General features: G+C 45.2%; 19 protein-coding genes. 18 read left to right on the top strand and 1 reads right to left on the bottom strand.

Annotated features, from left to right (window positions below):
• The first annotated feature begins 23 nt into the window (after positions 1 to 23).
• The 17 genes from murC to B9N78_RS05265 all read left to right on the top strand — a co-directional run bounded on the left by murC (position 24) and on the right by B9N78_RS05265 (position 20,955).
• Entirely contained in the window at positions 24 to 1,445 is a 1,422-nt protein-coding gene (gene murC, locus B9N78_RS05345; RefSeq protein ID WP_170921395.1) for a UDP-N-acetylmuramate--L-alanine ligase, read from the top strand.
• A gap of 28 nt (positions 1,446 to 1,473) precedes the next feature.
• Positions 1,474 to 2,346: a UDP-N-acetylmuramate dehydrogenase gene (murB, locus tag B9N78_RS05340; protein WP_085099512.1), complete on the top strand. Its 873-nt coding sequence runs from the start codon at positions 1,474 to 1,476 to the stop codon at positions 2,344 to 2,346.
• Positions 2,343 to 3,209 carry a cell division protein FtsQ/DivIB gene (locus B9N78_RS05335; RefSeq protein WP_085099510.1) on the top strand — a complete coding sequence of 289 codons (867 nt, stop codon included), beginning with the start codon at positions 2,343 to 2,345 and terminating at the stop codon, positions 3,207 to 3,209. Before murB ends, B9N78_RS05335 begins: the two co-directional genes overlap by 4 nt.
• Before the next feature lie 41 nt (positions 3,210 to 3,250).
• Positions 3,251 to 4,480, top strand: a complete 1,230-nt coding sequence (gene ftsA, locus B9N78_RS05330; RefSeq protein WP_085099507.1) for a cell division protein FtsA — start codon at positions 3,251 to 3,253, stop codon at positions 4,478 to 4,480.
• A gap of 89 nt (positions 4,481 to 4,569) precedes the next feature.
• Positions 4,570 to 5,829, top strand: a complete 1,260-nt coding sequence (ftsZ, locus tag B9N78_RS05325; RefSeq protein ID WP_085101242.1) for a cell division protein FtsZ — start codon at positions 4,570 to 4,572, stop codon at positions 5,827 to 5,829.
• Positions 5,830 to 5,897: 68 nt separating this feature from the next.
• Positions 5,898 to 7,598: a radical SAM protein gene (locus tag B9N78_RS05320; RefSeq protein WP_085099505.1), complete on the top strand. Its 1,701-nt coding sequence runs from the start codon at positions 5,898 to 5,900 to the stop codon at positions 7,596 to 7,598.
• Between the two features lie 187 nt (positions 7,599 to 7,785).
• On the top strand, positions 7,786 to 8,295 hold the full coding sequence (locus tag B9N78_RS05315) for a periplasmic heavy metal sensor (RefSeq protein ID WP_085099502.1): 510 nt from the start codon (positions 7,786 to 7,788) through the stop codon (positions 8,293 to 8,295).
• Positions 8,296 to 8,484: 189 nt separating this feature from the next.
• On the top strand, positions 8,485 to 9,381 hold the full coding sequence (locus B9N78_RS05310) for a DUF4405 domain-containing protein (protein WP_085099500.1): 897 nt from the start codon (positions 8,485 to 8,487) through the stop codon (positions 9,379 to 9,381).
• 19 nt (positions 9,382 to 9,400) lie between these two features.
• Positions 9,401 to 11,116, top strand: coding sequence for a two-component system sensor histidine kinase NtrB (locus tag B9N78_RS05305; protein ID WP_085099497.1), 1,716 nt, complete (start codon positions 9,401 to 9,403; stop codon positions 11,114 to 11,116).
• 3 nt (positions 11,117 to 11,119) lie between these two features.
• Positions 11,120 to 12,523 (top strand): sigma-54-dependent transcriptional regulator, encoded by a 1,404-nt coding sequence (locus B9N78_RS05300; RefSeq protein ID WP_085099494.1) that lies wholly within the window; start codon positions 11,120 to 11,122, stop codon positions 12,521 to 12,523.
• A 651-nt stretch (positions 12,524 to 13,174) separates the two neighbouring features.
• Positions 13,175 to 14,365: a quaternary amine ABC transporter ATP-binding protein gene (locus tag B9N78_RS05295; protein ID WP_085099491.1), complete on the top strand. Its 1,191-nt coding sequence runs from the start codon at positions 13,175 to 13,177 to the stop codon at positions 14,363 to 14,365.
• A 1-nt stretch (position 14,366) separates the two neighbouring features.
• Positions 14,367 to 15,197 carry an ABC transporter permease gene (locus B9N78_RS05290; protein WP_085099488.1) on the top strand — a complete coding sequence of 277 codons (831 nt, stop codon included), beginning with the start codon at positions 14,367 to 14,369 and terminating at the stop codon, positions 15,195 to 15,197.
• Between the two features lie 35 nt (positions 15,198 to 15,232).
• Positions 15,233 to 16,084, top strand: coding sequence for a glycine betaine ABC transporter substrate-binding protein (locus tag B9N78_RS05285; protein WP_085099487.1), 852 nt, complete (start codon positions 15,233 to 15,235; stop codon positions 16,082 to 16,084).
• Positions 16,085 to 16,238: 154 nt separating this feature from the next.
• Complete coding sequence (locus B9N78_RS05280) at positions 16,239 to 17,294, top strand: HDOD domain-containing protein (RefSeq protein WP_085099484.1); 1,056 nt, start codon at positions 16,239 to 16,241, stop codon at positions 17,292 to 17,294.
• 79 nt (positions 17,295 to 17,373) lie between these two features.
• Positions 17,374 to 17,598, top strand: coding sequence for a NifU family protein (locus B9N78_RS05275; protein ID WP_085099481.1), 225 nt, complete (start codon positions 17,374 to 17,376; stop codon positions 17,596 to 17,598).
• Positions 17,599 to 17,718: 120 nt separating this feature from the next.
• Positions 17,719 to 19,113: a glutamate--tRNA ligase gene (gene gltX, locus B9N78_RS05270; RefSeq protein ID WP_085099478.1), complete on the top strand. Its 1,395-nt coding sequence runs from the start codon at positions 17,719 to 17,721 to the stop codon at positions 19,111 to 19,113.
• 171 nt (positions 19,114 to 19,284) lie between these two features.
• Complete coding sequence (locus B9N78_RS05265; RefSeq protein ID WP_085099475.1) at positions 19,285 to 20,955, top strand: gamma-glutamyltransferase family protein; 1,671 nt, start codon at positions 19,285 to 19,287, stop codon at positions 20,953 to 20,955.
• Between the two features lie 414 nt (positions 20,956 to 21,369).
• Here B9N78_RS05265 and rpmB read toward each other — a convergent pair whose 3' ends face one another.
• Positions 21,370 to 21,582 (bottom strand): 50S ribosomal protein L28, encoded by a 213-nt coding sequence (gene rpmB / locus B9N78_RS05260; protein WP_085099472.1) that lies wholly within the window; start codon positions 21,580 to 21,582, stop codon positions 21,370 to 21,372.
• Positions 21,583 to 21,765: 183 nt separating this feature from the next.
• Here rpmB and B9N78_RS05255 point away from each other — a divergent pair, with 183 nt between their 5' ends.
• Positions 21,766 to 22,284: a YceD family protein gene (locus B9N78_RS05255; protein WP_085099469.1), complete on the top strand. Its 519-nt coding sequence runs from the start codon at positions 21,766 to 21,768 to the stop codon at positions 22,282 to 22,284.
• Positions 22,285 to 22,293: the final 9 nt, after the last annotated feature.

Here is a 22,293-nt window from a genome sequence, read left to right as displayed (position 1 = left end):
GCATGGACCCAGCATGTCCCATGATGCGCAGCAGAGTAAGTACCATTCATATGATCGGTATCGGCGGCTCAGGTATGAGCGGAATAGCCGAAGTTCTGATCAATATGGGTTTCACAGTTACCGGCTCTGATCTTGCGGCAGGAGCTCCTGTTAAACGCCTCCTTAAAATGGGCGCACAGGTTTTCATAGGCCACGGAGCTGAAAACGTAACCGACGCAGATGTTGTGGTTAAGTCCACCGCTATTTCTAACGACAATCCAGAGCTTATCAAAGCTCGCGAGCTTGGCATTCCCATCATCCCCAGAGCTGAAATGCTTGCCGAGCTGATGCGTCTGCGCACAGGCATAGCTGTTGCCGGAACACACGGCAAAACAACGACAACCTCATTGCTTGCAACAATTTTTACTGAAGCGGGGCTTGATCCGACAGTAATTATCGGCGGCAGATTAAATACCTTCGGCAGTAATGCCCGTCTCGGTGAAGGACAGTTCCTGATTGCTGAAGCTGACGAATCAGACGGATCATTCCTTTGTCTTTCGCCGATCATCACTGTTGTAACCAACGTTGATTTGGACCACATGGACTTCTATAAAGATCAGGATGCCATCGATACGTCATTCAGATCATTTATGAATGCCATCCCTTTCTATGGAATGAACGTCATTTGCGGAGACGACTCCGGCATTAAGAGACTGCTGCCGACCATCAAGCGTCCGTATATTACTTACGGCCTTGAAAAACATAACAGGCTCAGAGCAGAAATTATTTCCTGCGAAGTTCGCAGCCTTTTCAAAGTATTTCTTGACGATGAACTCCTTGGCGAAGTTTCACTTGCACAGCCCGGAAAACACAATGTGCTGAACGCTCTCGGAGCAATCGGTGTATCCCTTGAAGCGGGACTCGATAAGGAAGCAATTCTTCAGGGACTTTCAAACTTCATGGGAGTCGGACGCAGATTTGAAAAGAAAGGTGAATGCAAAGGCATTCTGGTTGTGGATGACTACGGACATCACCCGGCAGAAATACGGGCAACCCTTGAAACAGCTAAAGCCTGTTACCCTTCAAGACGACTGGTTGTAGCTTTTCAGCCGCACAGATTCACACGTACACAGGCTCTTTTCGGAGATTTCTGCAAAACGTTTGAACTGGCAGACGAGCTTTTGCTGACTGAAATTTATCCGGCTTCGGAATCTCCAATTCCGGGTGTTAACGGAATGTCTCTGGCTCAGGGAATCAGACAGGTAAGTTCAACGAAAGTACGTTTCTATCCGGACTTTGAAATGATGGAAAATGAACTTCCTAATATTTTAAAACCAGGTGATTTGTTTATCACTCAGGGTGCAGGATCTATCTACCGTATCGGCGAAGATTTTTTGAAATATCTGGCAGATGAATCTGAAAGCGGTTGTGCATCTAAAACAGCTGAAACAGTTACCCAGCTTTAAAACGCAAGAATAACGGAAAAAGAAAATAATGACTCTCGAATTGCTTCATGAACCGAAAATGGCAGACCTTACCTCTCTAGGTATTGGCGGAACTGCCAGAGCTCTCGCAAAAGTGCGGGACGAAGCGGCCTTAGACCAGCTATCTCTCTTTTTCGAAAGAGAATCAGCCGGACTCATCGCTATCGGGGAAGGAAGCAATATGCTCGCAGCGGACGGGAAACTGAACCTTGCATTTGTGCATGTGGATCTTGCAGAAAAAATTAAACCGGAAATCTCCGGATTGACTGTTAAGGTTTCAGCAGACACAAGGCTGCCGGGACTTCTTGCATTTTTAATTCGCAACGGCCTGAGCGGAATGGAAGGTCTGGCAGGTATTCCCGGGTCTGTAGGCGGAAGCATTGCCATGAACGCAGGATCATACGGAACGGACATGGCTGCTTCACTCAAGCGGGTCAGACTTTGGACTCCGAGCAAAGGACTTTTCTGGAAAAACGCAGATGAGATGAGCTTCGGGTATAGACATTTTTCTTCGGAGACAGGTGAATTCACCTTAGTATGGGAAGCTGAATTTTCGTTAAGCAAATCTACAGAATCAGAAGTTAAGAACAAAGTTCAGGAAGTTTTCAATAAGAAAAAGAGCACTCAGCCTGTGCTGGAAAAAACGGCAGGCTGCGTTTTTAAAAATCCGGAAGGGTTCAGCGCAGGCAAACTTCTGGATGAAGCCGGATTCAAGGGCAAGACCCTCGGAGGAATGGCTTTCTCTGAAGTACACGCAAATTTTTTAGTGAATAAGGGACAGGGAACAGGGACCGCGGCTTTGGAACTTTTAAACATGGCCACGCAGGCCGTTTTGAATAAATCCGGTGTAACCCTTGAGACGGAGGTAATAATACTACAATGAGCGTTGCAAGATTAAACAAAAGCCGTCTAAACCTGAATAATACAGACAGGAAAGCTCGCCCGCGCAATGTAAACAAGATGCGTAAAGAGCCGTCCCGTCCGCTTTCAGAGATTTTTTCAAGCCTGTTTCGCAAGACGTGCATATCTTCTATCTGCCTGCTGATGCTGGCTTTAGTAGGATTAGGCTGCCTTGCCGGATATCGGTGGCTTACAGTGCTTCCATATTTTGCACTGCAGGACATTACGGTCACTGGAAATCATAGATTGAGTGATGGTGAAATACTCACGATTTCTCAGGTAGGGCTTAATAAAAACAGTCTTGCCATAAACATAGGTGATGTTGAAAGCAGACTGAGTGCAAACAATTGGATTACGTCCGCCGCCATAAAACGGAAACTTCCGGATAAGCTGTCTATTCAGATTATTGAGAAGAAACCTCAGTTCATGGTGAGACAGAGCGATAAACTTTTTTATTGCGACAATACAGGAGAGCTGATTGCTCCGGTTGTACCAGGCAAATTCGCATCGCTGCCTTTTTTAAATATTGAATCGGATGCCATGGAGCAGGCTAAAATTCTTCCGGAGTTTATGGAAGTTTTAAGCAGAAGAGAGCTGCCTTTTGATCCAGGACAAATTGCATGGGTCAATATCAAAGGCGGCAACAGAATGGAAATTTTTATGGACAGACCCGGCCTGACAATCCGGCTGGGACTGGATAACTGGCAAGCACAGCTTTCAAACCTGAACACCGTCTGGAACGACCTTAAAAACCGGGGTGAGTTCAGGAACGTTGCGAGGATCTCGGCGGGAAAAGACCGCGTCTGGGTAGAAAAGCGGACTTCCGGTCAAGACGGTTTGCAATGAAAATGCCCCTATATATCTTAAGGTGATGAGGAGAGAATGTTATGGCCAAATCTGATCTGATAGTCGGTCTCGACGTAGGCACTACTAAGATCTGTGCTGTTGTCGGAGAAGCAACAGCTGACGGAGTCGACATTGTCGGCATCGGCACTGCTCCTTCTACGGGTCTCCGTAAAGGCGTTGTTGTTAATATTGAACAGACTGTTCAATCGATAAAAAAAGCTCTTGAAGAAGCTGAGCTTATGGCTGGTTGTGAAATCCGTTCCGTTTATGCAGGTATTGCAGGAAGTCACATCAAAGGTTTTAACAGCCACGGGGTCATCGCTGTTAAAGGCGGAGAAGTTACTCAAAAAGACGTTGATAGAGTTATTGATGCTGCCAAAGCTGTAGCTATACCGCTGGACAGGGAAGTAATTCACACCCTGCCGCAGGAATTTATAGTCGACGACCAGCGCGGCATTGCCGATCCGCTCGGAATGGCAGGTGTGCGCCTTGAAGTTAAGGTTCACATTGTTACCGGCGCGGTAACTTCAGCGCAGAACATCATTCGCTCATGTCACCGTTCAGGTCTTGATGTGTCTGATATTGTTCTTGAATCTCTTGCTTCAAGCAAGGCTGTTCTTTCTGAAGAAGAAAGAGAAATCGGAGTCGCCATTATTGACATCGGAGGCGGCACAACAGACCTCGCAATTTTTGCAAATGATTCAATCAAGCACACCGCGGTTATCGCTTTGGGGGGCAATAACCTGACCAATGATATAGCTTTCGGACTTAGAACTCCAATGGGTTCGGCTGAACAGATCAAGGTCAAATACGGAACAGCTCTGACGGATCTCGTCAAAAATGATGAGACCATCGAAGTTCCTTCCGTCGGCGGGCGTGACCATCGCAAAATGTCTAAGCGTGTTCTTGCTGAAATATGCGAGCCTCGCTGTGAAGAGATAATTGCTTTGGTGGATCAGGAATTAATTCGCAGCGGATACAAAAACCTGATTGCGGCCGGAGTTGTTCTTACAGGTGGGACATCACTGGTAGACGGCATGCAGGAACTTGCAGAACAGGTTTTCGACCTTCCGGTTCGTATCGGCTATCCAGCCGGAATCGGAGGACTCAAAGACGTTGTTCACAGTCCCAAATATGCCACCGCAGTCGGCCTTCTGATGTACGGAGCTGAAAAAGAAGGATGTTCCGAACAGGTATTCCGTATTCGTGACGAAAATGTTTTCAACCGCATTCTGGGCAGGATGCGTAAGTGGTTCACCGATATAGCGTAGTCACCGCTACATCTGGTGAAGGCTTTTCCGGACCCGATCTCCGGGAAATTGAACTTAACGGAAGCTTAAACAGGGGAATGAAAATGATGATGGATTACATGGAAATCGAAAATGACGGTCACGCAAAGATTAAAGTAATCGGTTGCGGTGGTGGTGGCGGAAACGCTATCAACAACATGATCCAGTCCGCTCTTACAGGCGTTCGCTTTATTGCTGCGAACACAGATGTTCAGGATATCAACAAATCTCTTGCTGAATACAAAATTCAGCTCGGTGATCAACTGACTAAAGGTCTAGGCGCTGGCGCTAACCCTGATATCGGTAAAAACGCTGCACTTGAAAGCATTGAGCAGATCCGCGAACTCGTCTGCGACTGCGATATGGTTTTCGTCACAGCCGGTATGGGTGGCGGAACAGGTACAGGAGCAGCTCCTGTTATTGCGCAGATTGCAAAAGAAGCCGGCGCGCTTACCGTAGCAGTTGTAACCAAACCTTTCTACTTTGAAGGCAAACGCAGACTTCTTCAGGCCGAAAAAGGTATTGAAGAACTCAAAAGCGTTGTTGACTCAATTATCACTATCCCGAACGACCGCCTTCTCCAGCTTGCAGCTAAAAAAGCAGCTTTCTCAGAAATGCTGAAAAAAGCTGATGAAGTTCTTTATTACGGTGTTAAAGGTATTGCCGATCTGATTACTGTTCACGGTTTAATCAACCTTGACTTTGCTGATGTTAAGGCTGTCATGTCCAGCTCCGGACTTGCTCTCATGGGTACAGGAATAGCCAGAGGCGAAAACAGAGCCCGCGAAGCCGCAATGAAAGCTATCACAAGCCCCCTTCTTGAAGATGTTTCAATTGAGGGAGCTAAAGGCGTACTCATCAACATCACCTGCTCCCCTGACATGACCATTGATGAAGTCAGCGAAGCTGCAAATATTATTTACGAAGAAGCTCACGAAGATGCACAGATTTTCTTCGGAACTGTTTTTGATCCTGATGCCGGTGACGAAATGCGCATTACCGTTATTGCTACAGGTATCGACTCCGCAGAAGAGAAACCGATGCAGCCTGTAATTGAAATGCAGCAGCCTACCCGTTCTAACATTACTCCTAGAGGCATGGCTCCACGAGCTACCGAACAAGGTAATGTAAGACATCTCGGCAATCTTCATTCAGAAGAAGACCGCTCTATTCCCGCATATCTGCGCTCAGGAGCGAAACCGGCTGAAACCGCTGGAAATTCTGAACCTGTGAAAAATAAAACTGCTGCAAATTCAGGCGGAGAAGAATTCATCTTCCATGATGATGACGATTTTGAAGTACCGACTTTTATCCGCAAACAGGCTGATTAATACTGTCTGCAAATGAAAATTAATAAGGAAACAATTCTGATTTACCGGAACACGCTGGAACCTGATACATGTCTGTAAAAGAGGATTTTATATATTATGGACGTGAAGAACCTATAGCTGAAGAGACTGGTGGACGACTGCCCACGGCCCTGGTCTTCCCCGGCAGAAAAGGTGCTGCTCTTTCCACTTTAGGATGGCAGGCTGTTTATCGCCTGCTGGCTCCTGAAGATGAACTTGCAGTTGAAAGGTTTTTTCTTGGTGATCCGGGACAGCCTTCTGTTTCCATGGACAGTGACAAAGAACTGTCCGAGTTTCCCCTGATCGGCTTCAGCATAAACTTCGAGGAGGAGTATCTCCACCCCGTAAGAATGCTGAAAGATTCGGGCGTTCCGGCTTTATCGTCGGAACGCCCGGGCTTCCCGCTGGTTATGGCCGGAGGTCCGGTTGCATTTTTAAATCCTGCACCGATAGCACCCTTTTTCGATCTTTTCTGGGTAGGAGAAGCCGAAGCGGGACTTAAGGATTTATGCCTCGAACTTAAACGGCATATCTACGACGGCGGAAGCAAGAATGACTTTCTTGAACTTATCAAAGACAGACCTGGAGTATACGTTCCCGCAAAAACGTCAGGCAAGGTCAAAAGAGCTCTTGTTCCTCCTGCTCCTTGTGGAGAGAACGATCACGTTCCTGTTCTGTCAACACCGGCATATTCCTGTTTCATAAGTCCGGAAGCTGTTTTCAAAGACATGTTTCTGGTTGAAGTGAACAGAGGCTGCCCTTACGGGTGCAGGTTCTGCGCGGCAGGGTACATCTATAGACCTCCAAGGCACGCCTCTCTTGACCAGCTTAAAGAGATTGTTGAACTGGCAGATCCTCCCAAAGTGGGTCTAGTAGGAACGGCTCTTACAGACTGGCCTGATCTAATCCCTTATATTGAATGGCTCAAAAACAGAAAAACCAAATTTTCTTTATCCTCAGTCAGAGCTGACGGGTTAACCGTAGAACTGCTCGATATTTTGCGGGCATCCGGCGTCCGCACTGTCACTCTGGCTTTAGAAGGTGCAAGTAAGCGGCTGCGTGACAGTGCAAGCAAGAACCTTAATGAAGAAGACTTCCTGCGCGCGGTAGAACTTTGCGCTGCCAAGGGAGTAAATCATTTACGGATGTATATTATCGTAGGATGGCCCGGTGAAACCGATGCAGATTACGAAGAATTTGCTTCCATGCTTGAGAAGATCGATCAGGCGCGCAGTCGCGGACAAGGTAACAAGAAAAAACAATTCATGCGCATTACCTTAGGCGCCAGTTGCCTCGTACCGAAACCTTGGACTCCGCTTCAGTGGACAGCCATGCCCTCCGAAACAGAACTTAAAAATGTTCTGGCTAAAGTGAACTCACTTACCAAAAAATATAAAGGCGTAACATTCTCAGGCGATTCACCATTTCAAGCAAGACTTCAAGGTATTCTTGCCCGTGGCAATGAAGAATTGCATAAATTTATCATGATAGCCGCTGAAGAAGGCGGCTGGAAAAAAGCTTTCAAATACTACGAAGGCGACCTTGAAAAATTTATTGACCACAATCTGGATAAAAATGATCCCCTGCCGTGGGATTTTATTGAAACAGGTATAAACAAGTCTTACCTGTGGCGCGAATGGGAACGATACCTTAAAGGGGTTATGACTCCTCCATGTCCTCCGGAAGGATGCGCACAATGTAAAGCCTGTGGAATGCACAAATGGCTTACAGATAATTCCGATATTATTTAAACAGCTTGCACCAATCCCGTATTACGCTGCACTTGTGCAATATATGTGCAGTTAATTGCACCAAAACATATTCAACACAATCCCCAATCCAACATAACTCATTGATATTACCACACTAAAAGTTTTGGCACGTATACTGCTGTATACTTCTCCGAGAGGGCAACAACATTTAACTGTAGGAGATTATATGAAGAAAAAAACTTTGATCCCACTAGCAATTGTATTTGTATTATCGATGGCCGCAGTAGCCATGGCAGGCGGTGGTTACCATAATGGATATCATAATGGAGGCAACTGGGCAGCCTTAAACCAGCTGGCACCTGAAAAACAGCAGTTAGCTCAGGAAATTATTTCTAAATACGAAACGACTTTCCGTACACTCAAAAATGAACAATGGGCTAAACGTACAGAACTTGATGCTCTTGTAAATTCAGGTAAAGCTGACAAAGCGACTATCCACGCAATGGTAAAAGATCTCTCTGATGTAAGAGAAAAAATGTTTACTACTCATCAGAAGATGGCTGATGAACTTGAACAGGTTACAGGGCTTGTTGTCCCCGGACCTGGAAACGGACCAAGAGGCATGGGTATGATGCAGAACGGAAACAGAGGTATGATGCAGAACGGCTACGGAGGCTGTGGCAACAACCAAAATCCAAACTGCAATCCACAGCAGGGATGCCCCCGCTTTAACTAATAACTTTATTAAACGTTCATCTACACAAAACAGGAAAACGGGTAAAAAGGAGGACATATATGTCCTCCTTTTTTATTAATTCTCTTTCTAATAAGATAAGAGTTACGTATACATAATAGAACACATTAAAACTGATTCAGTTTCCTGTAACATTTAATTTTAATTTACCAAAAGGATAGGAGATTTTTAATGCTTAGAAAAATAACATCATTAATCAGTTTCTTTGCGATTATCGTCCTGTCTCTAACAAGTATAATTCTTTATTTAGTACCACAAGGACGCGTTGCATACTGGGCGGACTGGACATTCCTTGGGCTTAGTAAAGACCAATGGGGCTCCATCCATATCTGCACAGGAGTGCTTTTTCTTTTTGCTTCAATCATCCATATCTGGCTTAACTGGAAACCCATTATTGCATATCTTAAGAAAAAATCCTCCACATCAAATTTCTCATCAGCAGCATTTTTTATCAGCATTCTTCTCACCCTGTATGTTGCAATAGGATCATTAACAGGGCTTCCACCTATGAAGCAGGTTCTTGAATTTTCTGCTTACCTTAAAACTCAAGGCGAAATGAAATATGGCAATCCTCCGTATGGACATGCCGAACTCAGTTCTCTTGCCGTATTCTGCAAACGCATGGGACTTGATCTTGATAAGGCTGTGGCCTCAATTAAAGGGGCGGAGATAGAAATTGAATCTACAGCGCAATCAATCAGAGCTATTGCGGACAAAGCCGGACTTACCCCCAAAGAACTCCACGAAATTATTTTAAAGGATCAGCCTGAGCAAAGAACCAACATGAACGCAGGCGGGCCGCTTAATCAATCCGGCATGCACCAAGACTCAGGTTACAACAACAGCGGAAGCGGCATGGGCAGCGGAATGGGAAGCGGCGCGGGAAGCGGACTCGGCAAATTGACACTCGAAGAATATTGCGAGAGACAAAATCTTGATCTCAATACTGCTCTTGGAATACTTAGAGAAAAAGGTGCTGTTGTTGACAAGTCCACAACCATCCGTGACATTGCAGGCATGTTGAATATGACATCACCTCGTCAAATTGGAATACTTTTACACCCTTAAACATAAACCAGACTAGTTAATGGAATTAAGCTCACAAAGATCACAAAGATTGCCGCTGGCTTTAGCTCTTCTGGCTCTGCTGCTGCTCGGCGCAGGTTCTCTCTACCTTACGTGGCAAAACCTGCGCCAGATGCAGCAGACTGTGTTTGAGCATATGCTTCTTTCAGCAAAGTCCATTACCCGCGGGCTTGATATTCAACTTGCGGACGGAATGCGCAGAATGCGCTGGCAGGGAATGCATAATCAGCAAGCTCGTGAAAATCTTGTTCCGGCGGCAAGAGAACTTTTTCAGGAAATGGTCGCACAGGGCGATCTGCTTTTTATCGGACTGTACGGCCCGGATGACAACCCCTTAGTCGTGGTAGGACAAAAAGATGCATCCACCACGTTCACTCCCCCCACGCCTATTTTCAACATGATCCGCTCGCTCAATGAAGCAAGCACTCCGGTTGTTATCAACGGAAAAGCAGCCCTGCTTTATGGTACGCAAGGGCAGCCTCATCTACTAAGACTCTATGGACAGAAACATAACAGATTTCTTCCGCCTCAAGAACAGCAAACCTATATTCTGCTCGGGTTAAGTGCAGAAAAACATCTTGCACAATTTAAACAGTACAGGCGAGCAGCCCTTATGCAGACCGGCTATATTTTCCTCGCCGGATTTGTCTTATGGTTACTTGCAGTCGCCTATTTTCAACGCAGAGAAGAAGACAAGCAAATTATTAAACTCGAAAGATTTCAGACAAATCTTCTCGATAATATGCCTGACGGACTGCTGACCCTTTCACCGGATGAAACAATTTTAGCAGCTAACGGCTCAGCACACTCCCTGATGGACAGCCCGGAAGGAAAATCCCTTGCAGGACTAAGCTGGAAGACCTTCTCCTTTGAATCTATTCAAAAATTCAGGCGCGGTGATGTCTTATGGGAACATGTAAAACTCAATGGAAAGAATCTGGAATTAATTTTCTTTCCATACTTTGAAAGTTCCGAAGAGCACAGAACAATGGTTATCATCAGAGACAGGACAGATATAGCCGAACTTGAAGACGACCTTAATGAAGCAAGAAGACTCGCATCCATAGGATCACTGGCAGCGGGGGTCGCCCATGAGATACGCAATCCGCTCAGCTCATTACGCGGATTTGCTCAGCTATTTGCCGATAAACTGAAAGACGAGAAGCCTTACGGAACTTACGCCAGAACCATGCTGGAAGAAGCCGACCGTCTAAACAGAGTTGTTACCGACCTGTTATATCTATCAAAACCTCATGAGCTGGATCAGCAATCCGTTGATTTAAATGATCTGTGTGAATCCATGAACACCCTGCTTGGATTCGATCTGGAGCACAAAGGGGCCATACTTGACCACAACCTTGAAACGCATGAAGTTTATGCAGACCCGGATGGAATCCGTCAGGTTCTTTTAAACCTTCTGGTAAACAGTCTGGATGCTGTGCCTGAAGGAGAAGGACAGATATTTATCAATGCGAAGGGCAATGATCACGGGGTATGGATAAGTGTCTGCGACAACGGTCCAGGTATGCCTGAAGATGTCCGCAAGCATGCTCTTGAACCTTTCTTCACAGATAAACCGAAAGGGACCGGACTCGGGCTTGCCATAGTCAACACAATCATGCGCGGCCACAGCGGCAGGGTAACAATACCTTCCTCAGCTGCAACAGGGACGTGCGTAGAACTTTTCTTTCCCAGTATTCGCAATGAAGGATCATAATATATGACCACGACAACTAAAAATGTACTTATTGTAGACGATGAACCATCGCTCAGACTGCTGATACGGGCGGTGCTTGAGGATGACGGCTGGACTGTGCACGAAGCGGTTTCAGGCGAACAGGCTCTTGAAATGCTTCCGTCTCTTACGCTCAATACCGCCTTGATTGATATGCGGATGAACGGTATGGACGGCATGACTCTGCTCACCGAAATACATGCAAGAGTTCCGGGCCTTCCGATAATTATGCTCACGGCCTATGGCAACGTAGGTTCTGCTGTTGTGGCTATGAAACACGGCGCATTCGACTACCTTACCAAACCGGCTGACAACGAAGAGCTTAAAGCCGTCATGGCAAAAGCTCTCAACTATTCCAGACTTGTGGATGAAAATGAACGTTTAAGATCTGCCGTTAAAGTTACCGAACGTATGATCGGAAACAGTCAGGTGATGAGAAACGTCAAAGAACTCATAGAACAGGCCGGCCCTTCCGAAGCAACCATTCTTGTGCTCGGTGAATCTGGTACAGGTAAAGAACTTGTAGCCGAAGGACTTCACCGCGCAAGCCATAGAGCAGATAAACCGCTCATAAAAGTAAACTGCGCCGCCCTTCCTGCCGATCTTCTTGAAAGCGAACTGTTCGGATATGTAAAAGGAGCCTTCACCGGAGCTACAACCAACAAACCCGGCAGATTTCAACTGGCATCAGGAGGAACCCTGTTCCTAGATGAAATCGGAGAAATGGAACAGGTTCTTCAAGCTAAAATTTTAAGAGCGATTCAGGAAAAAATTGTTGAACCGCTCGGCAGTGTCGCCCCTGTCGAAACTGACGTCCGTATCATTGCAGCTACCAACCGTGACCTTAAAGCCGAAGTTGAAAAAGGAACCTTCAGAGAGGATCTTTTTTACAGATTAAGTGTACTTGAAATACGTATTCCGCCACTTAGAGAAAGACCCGATGATATTCCCGCTCTGGTAGCCCATCTGCTGGAAAAACTGGGGCAGAAAAATAATAAGAAAGTTCGTTCAGTACGCCCATCTTTTCTCGATGCACTAAGCCGTTACAGCTGGCCCGGAAACGTGCGCGAACTCGAAAACGTGCTTGAAAGAGCTATAATCCTGAGCAGGTCAGAAGTGCTCGGAACAGAACTCCTGCCTCCGCAGGTACTGAGTTCACAAACGTATACGGCCACCAAGTCAGATCCAGCCGACTCTGCCCACAAATCAGATGAAACTTCTTTGCCGCGCAAAATAACATCGACATCACTTGATGATGCTGAGCGGCATGCTTTAATAGACGCACTCGAATCCAACCAGAATCATCGTGAAAGAACTGCCGACGCACTTGGGATCAGCAGGCGCACTCTGCAATACAAACTTAAAAAGTACGGTCTCACCAGACGATAATCCTAATCTGTTCTAAGCTTGTCTTACTTCCAAATTTAACCGCTTGATTCATCTTAAATCAGGGCCGCTCTCACAGAGCTGTCCTGATTTTTTCAAATCAAATACCTGAAAAGGACTCAGAACTCATTTTTCAGGCCGTTTTTTGAGTACTCTAATTTAAAGTAACATGATGATTTTCATAATTTGAGTAAATTCTTCTTACCTCCCGCCATGACTACGTTCATAGGCTTTAATGCATTAATAATTTTTCCTAATCTTAATCAATTCAACACAAAAAAATAACGATAATTTTTAACAAATATTATCACATTTGACAATATGTTCTTATTTATCTACTCTGAACAGAATTAAAGACTTGTTCATCGACAACAACTACCTTTAAACTTTTATTCTAAAACACGCTAACTTTATGAAAACAAATCACATTTTGCATTTACAATAAAACAGACATAAAGACAGTAGTTTCACCAAGTAATAACAATGAATCAACATTACAACAACGATATGTTATGTTGTTTTTTATTACTGCATTAAAAGTTACATTAAAAACTTATAAAGTATATTAAAAGCAGCTCTTAATTCAAGATCTGCAAAAACTTTTTTGTCCGCTTTCACGAAAACGGCATTTTTGTCATTTTAACTGGAGAACCCATGGAAAAAATACGAGTAGAAAACCTTTACAAAATCTTTGGCCCGCAGCCGGGAAAAGTCATTCCGATGCTTAATGACGGAGTATCTAAAAGTGAAATTATGAAGAAGACCAAGCACGGTATCGGCGTTAACAACGCCTCCTTTTCAGTCGAAGAGGGAGAGATCGTGGTGGTAATGGGTTTGTCGGGCAGCGGCAAATCAACTCTCGTCAGATGTATAAACAGACTTATCGAACCGACCAAAGGTCATATTTATATCGATGGAATAGACATAACCACTCTGGATAAAAATGAACTTCGTAAAGTAAGACTTCAAAAGCTGGGCATGGTTTTTCAGAACTTCGCACTGTTCCCTCACCGCACAGTACTTCAAAACACAGAATACGGGCTTGAGATTCAAGGGATGGATCCGGAAGATCGCAGCAAAAAAGCATACGAAGCCCTTGAACTTGTCGGCCTTAAAGGATGGGAAGACTCACTGCCGAGTCAACTCTCAGGCGGAATGCAGCAGCGTGTAGGATTAGCCCGCGCTTTAGCCTTAGACCCGGATGTTCTTCTCATGGATGAAGCTTTCAGTGCACTTGACCCGCTCATCCGCCGTGACATGCAGGATGAACTTATCAATCTTCAGGATCGCATGAAAAAAACCATCCTTTTCATCAGTCACGACCTTGATGAAGCTTTAAAACTCGGCGATCGCATCGTGCTTATGAAGGATGGAGAAATAGTACAGGTAGGCACACCGGAAGACATTCTTACCAATCCCGCCAATGATTACGTCAGACGTTTTGTCGAAGATGTAGATATTACTAAAGTACTTACGGCTGAATCTGTAATGAAGCGGAGTGAAGCTGTCGGCTACATCAAAGCTGACGGACCGCGGTCATGCCTTAGGAAAATGCGTAAGAACAGCATATCCAGTCTTTTCATACTCAATGAAGATCGCAGGCTCATGGGAGTAGTCAATGCACAGGATTGCGCGCGTCTTGTCGAACAGGAGAGTCGCGATTTAGCAAGCATCATCTGCACGTCCTGCACAACAACGCACCTGTCAACACCGGCTCAAGATTTATTTATCATAATGCAGGACCTCGGACATCCGCTTGCAGTTGTTGATGACGACAACAGACTTAAAGGCGTGATTGTACGAGGATCGCTTATCGCCGCCTTAGCAGAAAGAGGGGGTAACTAAAATGGTCATACCACGCATTCCAGTAGGACACACAATAGAAATCGGTATCGATTTTTTAGTCGATCACTTATCGTTTGCAACCAGAGCCTTTTCCGATGTCCTTGATACCGGTTTAAGATTTGTTCAAACAGCCATGCTGTCTCTTCCTCCTTTGGTATTTATACTCATAGTAGGACTCATCACATGGAGACTGACCAAAAGTAAACGAATCGGCATTTTTTCAATTGCAGGGCTGCTGCTGATTCTGAACATGGGATTATGGGAGGCAACTCTCAGCACTATAGCACTTGTTATTGTCTCAACCCTTATGGCTCTTATGATCGGAATACCCACCGGAATTCTGGCCGCCATGAACAAATACGTAAACAAGACTGTAATGCCTGTGCTTGACGTAATGCAGACCATGCCTGCTTTCGTATACCTCATTCCTGCAATCCCTTTCTTCGGACTGGGTAAAGTTGCTGCAATATTCTCAACTGTTATTTTTGCAATGCCTCCGGCAATCCGGTTCACCTGCCTCGGCATTCAGCAGGTTCCGAAAGAGCTTATTGAATGCTCAGAAGCATTCGGTTCCACACGTTGGCAGAGACTCATCAAACTTGAACTGCCGCTTGCAACTCCTACCATTATGGCCGGAGTAAATCAGACCGTCATGCTCTCGCTGTCCATGGTCGTAATTGCCGCCATGATCGGTGCCAAAGGGCTTGGAGGAGAAGTCTGGAAGGCTATTCAGCGACTCCAGATGGGTAAAGGGTTTGAAGCAGGTATCGGCATTGTTATCGTGGCCATTATTATGGACCGCGTACTCCAGAAAATCGGTTCAAAAAAATAATATCTTCCACAAACACTTACAAAATGGAGACACGTATGAAAAAGATTCTGGTACTGCTTATGGCAGCCCTTCTTATCGCTTCACTAAGCGCAACAGCTTTTGCCGGCGATAAAAAAGTCAAACTGGCTTATGTTGAATGGGACTGCGCAACGGCCACCACAAATGTAATCAAAGCCGTCCTGCATGAACGCATGGGATATGACGTTGAAATCCTTCCTGTCGCGGCTGCAATTATGTGGCAGGCTGTAGCGACAGGAGACGTTGATGCAATGGCAACTGCATGGTTACCGATTACACACGCAGATTATCTTAAAAAAGTAGAAAAAGATGTCGTCAACCTCGGTCCTATTGTCTCCGGCGCAAAACTCGGATGGGCTGTTCCAAGTTACGTAACAGTCGACTCAATTGCCGACCTCAATAAACACGCAGACAAATTTAATAACAAGATCATCGGTATTGATCTCGGTTCCGGCCTTATGACCCTTTCTGAAAAGGCTATGAAGGATTATGACTTAAAAGACTTTGAGCTCATGGGAGGCTCGGGCGCAACCATGACAGCAAGTCTTAGCAACGCAATTAAACGCAAAGAATGGATAGTTGTTACCGCATGGTCTCCTCATTGGCTTTTCGGTCGCTGGGATATGAAATATCTGAAAGATCCTAAAGGATCTCTCGGCGGGGAAGAAACTATTAACACCATAGTCCGTAAAGGGCTGAAAGAAGATAAGCCTGAAGTATATGCTTTCCTTGATAAATTTGCATGGAAAGATGCCAACCAGCTTCAAAAAGTAATGGCTTGGAATCAGGAAGAAGGCGCAGATCCTTACGAAAACGCTAAGCGTTTTATCAAAGAAAACAAAGAACAAGTCGACTCTTGGCTTAAATAGATATCCACTCTAATATATCGAAAATCTGAACCCGGGGAAACCTTTCCCCGGGTTCTTTTATTTGCTGATCTTAAACTGCAATCACCTCTTTGCTAACTACTTATTTTAATGTAACATTAAATTTAAGACATAACACCAAGCAAGGTTGGACAGCATGACCCGAGAGATCAATATCCCTGAACAGACACTTCAGACTGCTACAGCCCTGATGGAAAACCGCTTTGCTCATGCCGACAGAAGCAAGCCGGTACTAGGCACTCTCTTTGATCTCGGGGTTGCACACGTTGCGCGCGACCTAGTTGAACACCCTGAACTTTATAGAGAAGCTGCCCCCTTACCAATGCCGACAGATTGCTTTGAACCGATTGACCCTATATCCCTTATAAGTTCTGAAATAAAACTTCCGTCTCTTCCGCAAGTCTTTCTTGAAATGAGGCGGGTTATTAACGATCCGGCCAGTTCTGCAACGGATCTTGCAAGAGTCATATCACGGGACACCGCTTTGACGGCTTTTCTTTTACGTATGGTCAACAGCGCATTTTACAACTTTCCATCCAAAATAGACACTATTTCACGAGCAGTTGCCGTTATCGGCACAAAACAGCTTTCAACACTTGCGCTCGGCACATCCGTCATGGATATGTTCAAGGACATCCCTGCTGATATACTTGATCTTGAACTCTTTTGGAGACACAGTTTCGCCTGCGGAATTATAGCCAGCCAGCTATCTAAAATGTTTAAAAAAGGTACCCCTGAACGGTGTTTTGTTGCAGGTCTTCTGCACGATATAGGCAGGCCCGTATTCATGATGACTATGCCGGAACGGGCAATTGCCGCAACCGCCATATCAAGAAACAAAAAAGACCTGATGTTTAAGTCCGAAAGGATTGTGGCCGGATTCGACCATGCTGAGCTGGGCGGGGTGCTGCTGCGCAAATGGAACCTGCCTTTCTCACTTGTCACATCTGTTCTGTACCATCATAATCCGGAAAAAGCGGTTAAATCACCTGAAGCTCTATATGTCTACTTCGCCAATATTATTGCTAAAACACTCGGCATAGGCGGCAGCGGAGACTTTTTTATACAGGACATTAACAACCAAAGATGGGAAGAAAACGGCCTGACACCGGAAAAACTTTTAGAACTAAGTAGCGATCTGACATCCACTCTGGATGATGCTTTCGCAATTCTGACTACTATGGCGGCATAACGGACATAAATTCTCCCTGCGTTGACAAGGTTCATTAAAGGCATTATTTGACCATGCATACCAAACCGGAGGATTTACCATGTACGATAAAGTCGAAGCTGCACTTGAAAAAGTCAGACCTTTTTTGAAAGCTGACGGTGGCGACGTTGAACTCGTTGAGGTAACAGATGAAGGCTTTGCAATGGTCCGTCTTCAGGGCGCATGTAAAGGATGCCCTATGTCTCAAAAGACCCTAAGAAGTGTTGTAGAGCGCACCTTGCTTAAAGAAATTCCAGAATTAAAAGGTGTAGAATCTGTTGATTAGCTTTATGACCGGGACTGTTTTTATCCCGGTCAATTTAATATAAAAAAGAACAGACCGCCCTACGAGGCGGATTTTTCAATTATAAGCCTTTTTTCACACCAAATGTCAGGAGACATCCCGATGAGTAATACAGTAACACGTTTTGCACCTAGCCCTACCGGGCATTTACATATCGGCGGAGCACGAACCGCACTTTTTTCATGGCTTCTGGCCCGTCGCAATAACGGTAAATTTGTGCTGCGTATTGAAGATACCGATCAGCAAAGATCCACTCAGGAATACACCGACGCTATCCTTGATTCAATGAAATGGCTCGGAATTGATTGGGACGGCGAGCTGATGTACCAAAGCAAACGCTTCGACATTTACAACACTTACATCGACCGACTTCTTGAAACCGGACACGCATACTGGTGCGACTGTACCACCGAACAGGTTGATGCCATGCGCGAAAAGGCTATGCTTGAAAAACGCAAGCCTAAATATGACGGTTCATGCCGTGAAAAAAACATCGGCCCCGGCGAAAACCGTGTTGTCAGATTTAAAGCACCTATCGATGGACGCACTTCCTTTAACGACATGATCAAAGGACCTATCGTTGTAGAAAATGCAGAAATGGATGACATGGTCCTTCGTCGTTCTGACGGAACTCCTACATACAACCTTGCGGTTGTTGTTGATGACCACACCATGGGCGTTACTGAAGTTCTGCGCGGTGACGACCATGTTAACAATACCCCGCGCCAGATTCAGATATACAAAGCCCTCGGCTGGGACATCCCCCGCTTCGGCCACGTCCCTATGATTCTGGGACCTGACAAGAAAAAGCTTTCCAAAAGACACGGCGCACTTTCTGTCATGGAATATGAAAAAATGGGATACCTGCCGGAAGCCGTTGTAAACTATCTGGTCCGCCTAGGCTGGTCCCACGGTGATCAGGAAATTTTCTCAAAAGAAGAGTTAATCGAGTTTTTCGATACTGAACATCTCGGCAACTCACCTTCAGTTTTTGATACAAAAAAACTGGACTGGGTTAACTGCGAATATATCAAAGCAAAAGCTCCGGCTGAACTTATTCCCGGAATGCGTTCATTCCTTCCGGAAGGGGTTGAAGCTTCGGACGAATATCTTGAAAAAATTATTCCATTGCTCCAGCCACGCGCAACAAACTATAAAGAAATGGCAGATATGTGTGATTTCTTCTTAGTAAGCGCGGACAATCTGGAATACGATGAAAGCTCTGTTGCAAAGGTATTTACTACTGAAGCTTTAGATCACCTGAAAGAACTGACAGTCAGAATTGAAGCAGACTCTGAGTTCACTCATGACTCTCTTGAAGCGGTCCACACAGGATATCTTGCTGAAAAGGAACTCAAATTCAAAGTAATCGGTCAGCCTGTACGTTTAGCCCTTTGCGGAAAAGTACAAAGCCCCGGCGGACTTTATGACCTGATGCTCGTTATGGGCAAAGATGAGACTCTTGCAAGAATGAGAAGAGCTGTGACCCTCGCTTAGATATCTCTCCAAGTTGATGTTTACTCAAAAAGCTCCGCACTTTTAAAAGTGCGGAGCTTTTTTTTGCCTATACGCAATTTCATCTGCCACCCAAAAACAATGCTTGCATCATCTGATTAATTTTCAATAGGATACTGTAAAGTTTGCTAATAATTAATCGGAGGAACGCATATGATCCCCTTTGAAATATCTAAACACTCTCAGCCGGAATTCATCTTCAATTCCAGAAGATCGCCTGTATATGCCACCAAAGGGATGGTTGCCTCCAGCCTGCCGCTAGCCACCGAAGCAGGTCTTGAAATGCTCCGCTCCGGAGGAAACGCTGCAGATGCATCCATAGCCGTAGCTGCAGCTCTCGCAGTAATAGAACCATGCAGCACGGGATTAGGCGGAGACGGCTTTGCACTCTTCTACAACGCGGCAGACAATAAAATTTCATCCCTAAACGGCTCAGGCAAATCAGCTCGTGAAATGACTCTGAAAAAGATCCAAGACATGGGCATACACGGTTCACTTCCTGAGCGTCATGCACTGACTGTGAATGTTCCAGGAGCATTTGGAATGTGGTGCGATTTGATAGACAGGTATGGCACGCTGACGCTCTCAAAAATATTCGCTCCGGCAACAAGATATGCAAAAGAAGGATTCCCCGTAAGTCCCGTAACGGCCAGCCTTTGGAAAACAGGGGAAGAAGAGATTTTAATGGCAAGTCCGGGCGGAATAAATCTACTGCTGAACGGTAAAGCTCCGAGAGCCGGAGAAATAATGCATAACCATGCTCTTGGCGAAGTTCTCCGACAACTTTCATTGCACACTCCGCAAGAAGCTAAAAAAATGTTTTACACTGGAAAAATAGCAAAAAAGATTGTTAAAGCGGTCCGCGAAAATGGCGGGATGCTCTCTGCTGAGGACATGAGTGCTCACGAAAGCTTATGGGGTGAATCAATTAAGACCGAATACAGAGGCTATGAAGTTCACGAATGCCCGCCAAACGGGCAGGGACTTGCGGCACTGCTTGCTTTGAACACCCTTGAAAATATCAACCTCGCAGACAAAGGAAACCCTTGTTCTGCTGAAAGATTGCACTATCAGATAGAAGCAATGCGGCTCGGCTTCGCAGATGCAAGATTACACATTGCCGACCCCCATGTGTACAAAACACCACTTACCACACTGCTGTCTAAAGAATACGGAACCAAAAGAGCGCATGAAATCAATCCCGAAAAGGCTAATCAAGATGCTGAGCACGGTGTACCGTTAAACAGCTCAGACACCGTTTATTTCAACGTAATTGATAAGGACGGTAACGGATGTTCTGTAGTCAACTCAATCTATATGAATTTCGGAACTGGAATTGTGCCAGAAGATCTGGGTTTTCCATTACAAAACCGTGGGCACAATTTTTCACTGGACCCGAACCATCCAAACGTACTTGCGCCCGGTAAAAGGACATATCACACCATTATTCCGGGGATTTGTCTGCGCAAAAACGGATCACTCCACTCTGTTTTCGGCGTAATGGGAGGGTTTATGCAGCCGCAAGGCCATATGCAGGTAATTTCAGCCATGCTTGACGATGGAGCCGATCCGCAGGAAGCACTTAATCGTTTACGTTTCTGTATTGAATCTGGCGATGCCGGAGGAAAGGTATGCTTAGAAGAAGGCATATCTGACGAAACTATCAAACAACTTTCAGAAATGGGTCATCAAGTTGAAATGAAATCAGGATATGAGCGGGTGCTCTTCGGACGTGGGCAGATCATAAGCAGAGAGGAAGAAACCGGAACCCTTTGCGCGGGGTGCGATCCCAGATCAGACGGAGTTGCAGGAGGTCTCTGCTAACTGAGTGCTTCCAAGCACTCTGAAGGTTGTTTCTGTATCTCTGATTTTAGGGCGGAAACAACCCGTGACCGCTTCCTGCTCAATTAGTGTTAGATAGGCATACAAACCGTATAACTGATCAGCACAAGCCTTATTGCAGCTGAATTAATATTTAACTATTCCTGAAAATTTATGAAACTAACCAGTCATTTCAGATCTGCTCCACTGTCCTGAAATGCAACTTAATGCTTCATGACTTAATTTTAATATTTTTGAATAGGAAAAAAATAAAAAAATTTATGATCCGGAAAAACTGAACGAAGCTTTAAACTGGGTCATAAAATAAATTTTCACCCGACAAAAAAAGCCCCGAACAAAATGAACGGGGCTTTTCACACGGACACCGTGCAGAAATAATACATCTGCTTCGCTAAACTATTCAGCTTTTTTATTCGGGGTTGGTTTTACAACCGAACCGGAACGAATGCAGCGGGTACAAGCTTTAATGCTTTTAACTTCACCGCTAGGGAGCTGAGTGCGAACACTCTGAAGATTAGGCATAAAACGTCTTTTGGACTTGTTGTTAGCGTGGGATACGTTGTTGCCTACTTGGGGCCTTTTACCACATATATCGCATACTTGGGACATGATGAACCTCCTTATTGATCTTACCTTTTCATATTTGCATGTAACCCGGAATCCTAAGCGAGAAGGATTGCTCCTGACACGCAAAAGAGGTATCATTTAAACGTTGGCTCAGAAAATTGCAAGCTCTTTTTCCTTGACATTAGAAAAAAAACTCATATAGGAAACCCTTCCGCGAGGAAAAATATGTCAGAACTTTGGATTACATTAAACGACATCCCCGAAGAGGGCAAAGATTTAGTTTTTGATGATCAGACCTTCTGGACTGAAGCATGGAAAAACTTTAATATTGACGCTCGCCCAGCGTCCCCTCTTATTTCGGAAGTATTTATACTTCCGCAGGATAACGGATGTCTTGTCCGTGGCAAAACATCCGGTGCAATAACAATTATTTGCGACAGATGTACGGCAGACTACAAGCAGAATATTTCAACCGAGTTCGAAGAATTTGAGCAGGTTGCAACAGCAGAAGACACAGAACCGTCTCCGGTTGTTAAAACTAAAGAAGGCTTAAAAATAGAAATCGGTGCTCTCCTCTGGGAGCATTTCGTCATGGCTCTACCGGCAAAGCCCTTATGCAGCAACCGTTGCAAAGGACTTTGCTACAAATGCGGAGCTGATTTAAACAAAGGCGAATGCACCTGTAAAAAGGAAGAGGGCGATCCAAGGCTTGCGGTTTTCCGCAATCTTAAGATAAAGAACTAAATTCCGGTT

It is taken from the genome of Desulfovibrio gilichinskyi, assembly GCF_900177375.1.
Taxonomy (GTDB): domain Bacteria; phylum Desulfobacterota; class Desulfovibrionia; order Desulfovibrionales; family Desulfovibrionaceae; genus Maridesulfovibrio; species Maridesulfovibrio gilichinskyi.
This window is presented reverse-complemented; position numbering and strand designations above follow the sequence as displayed.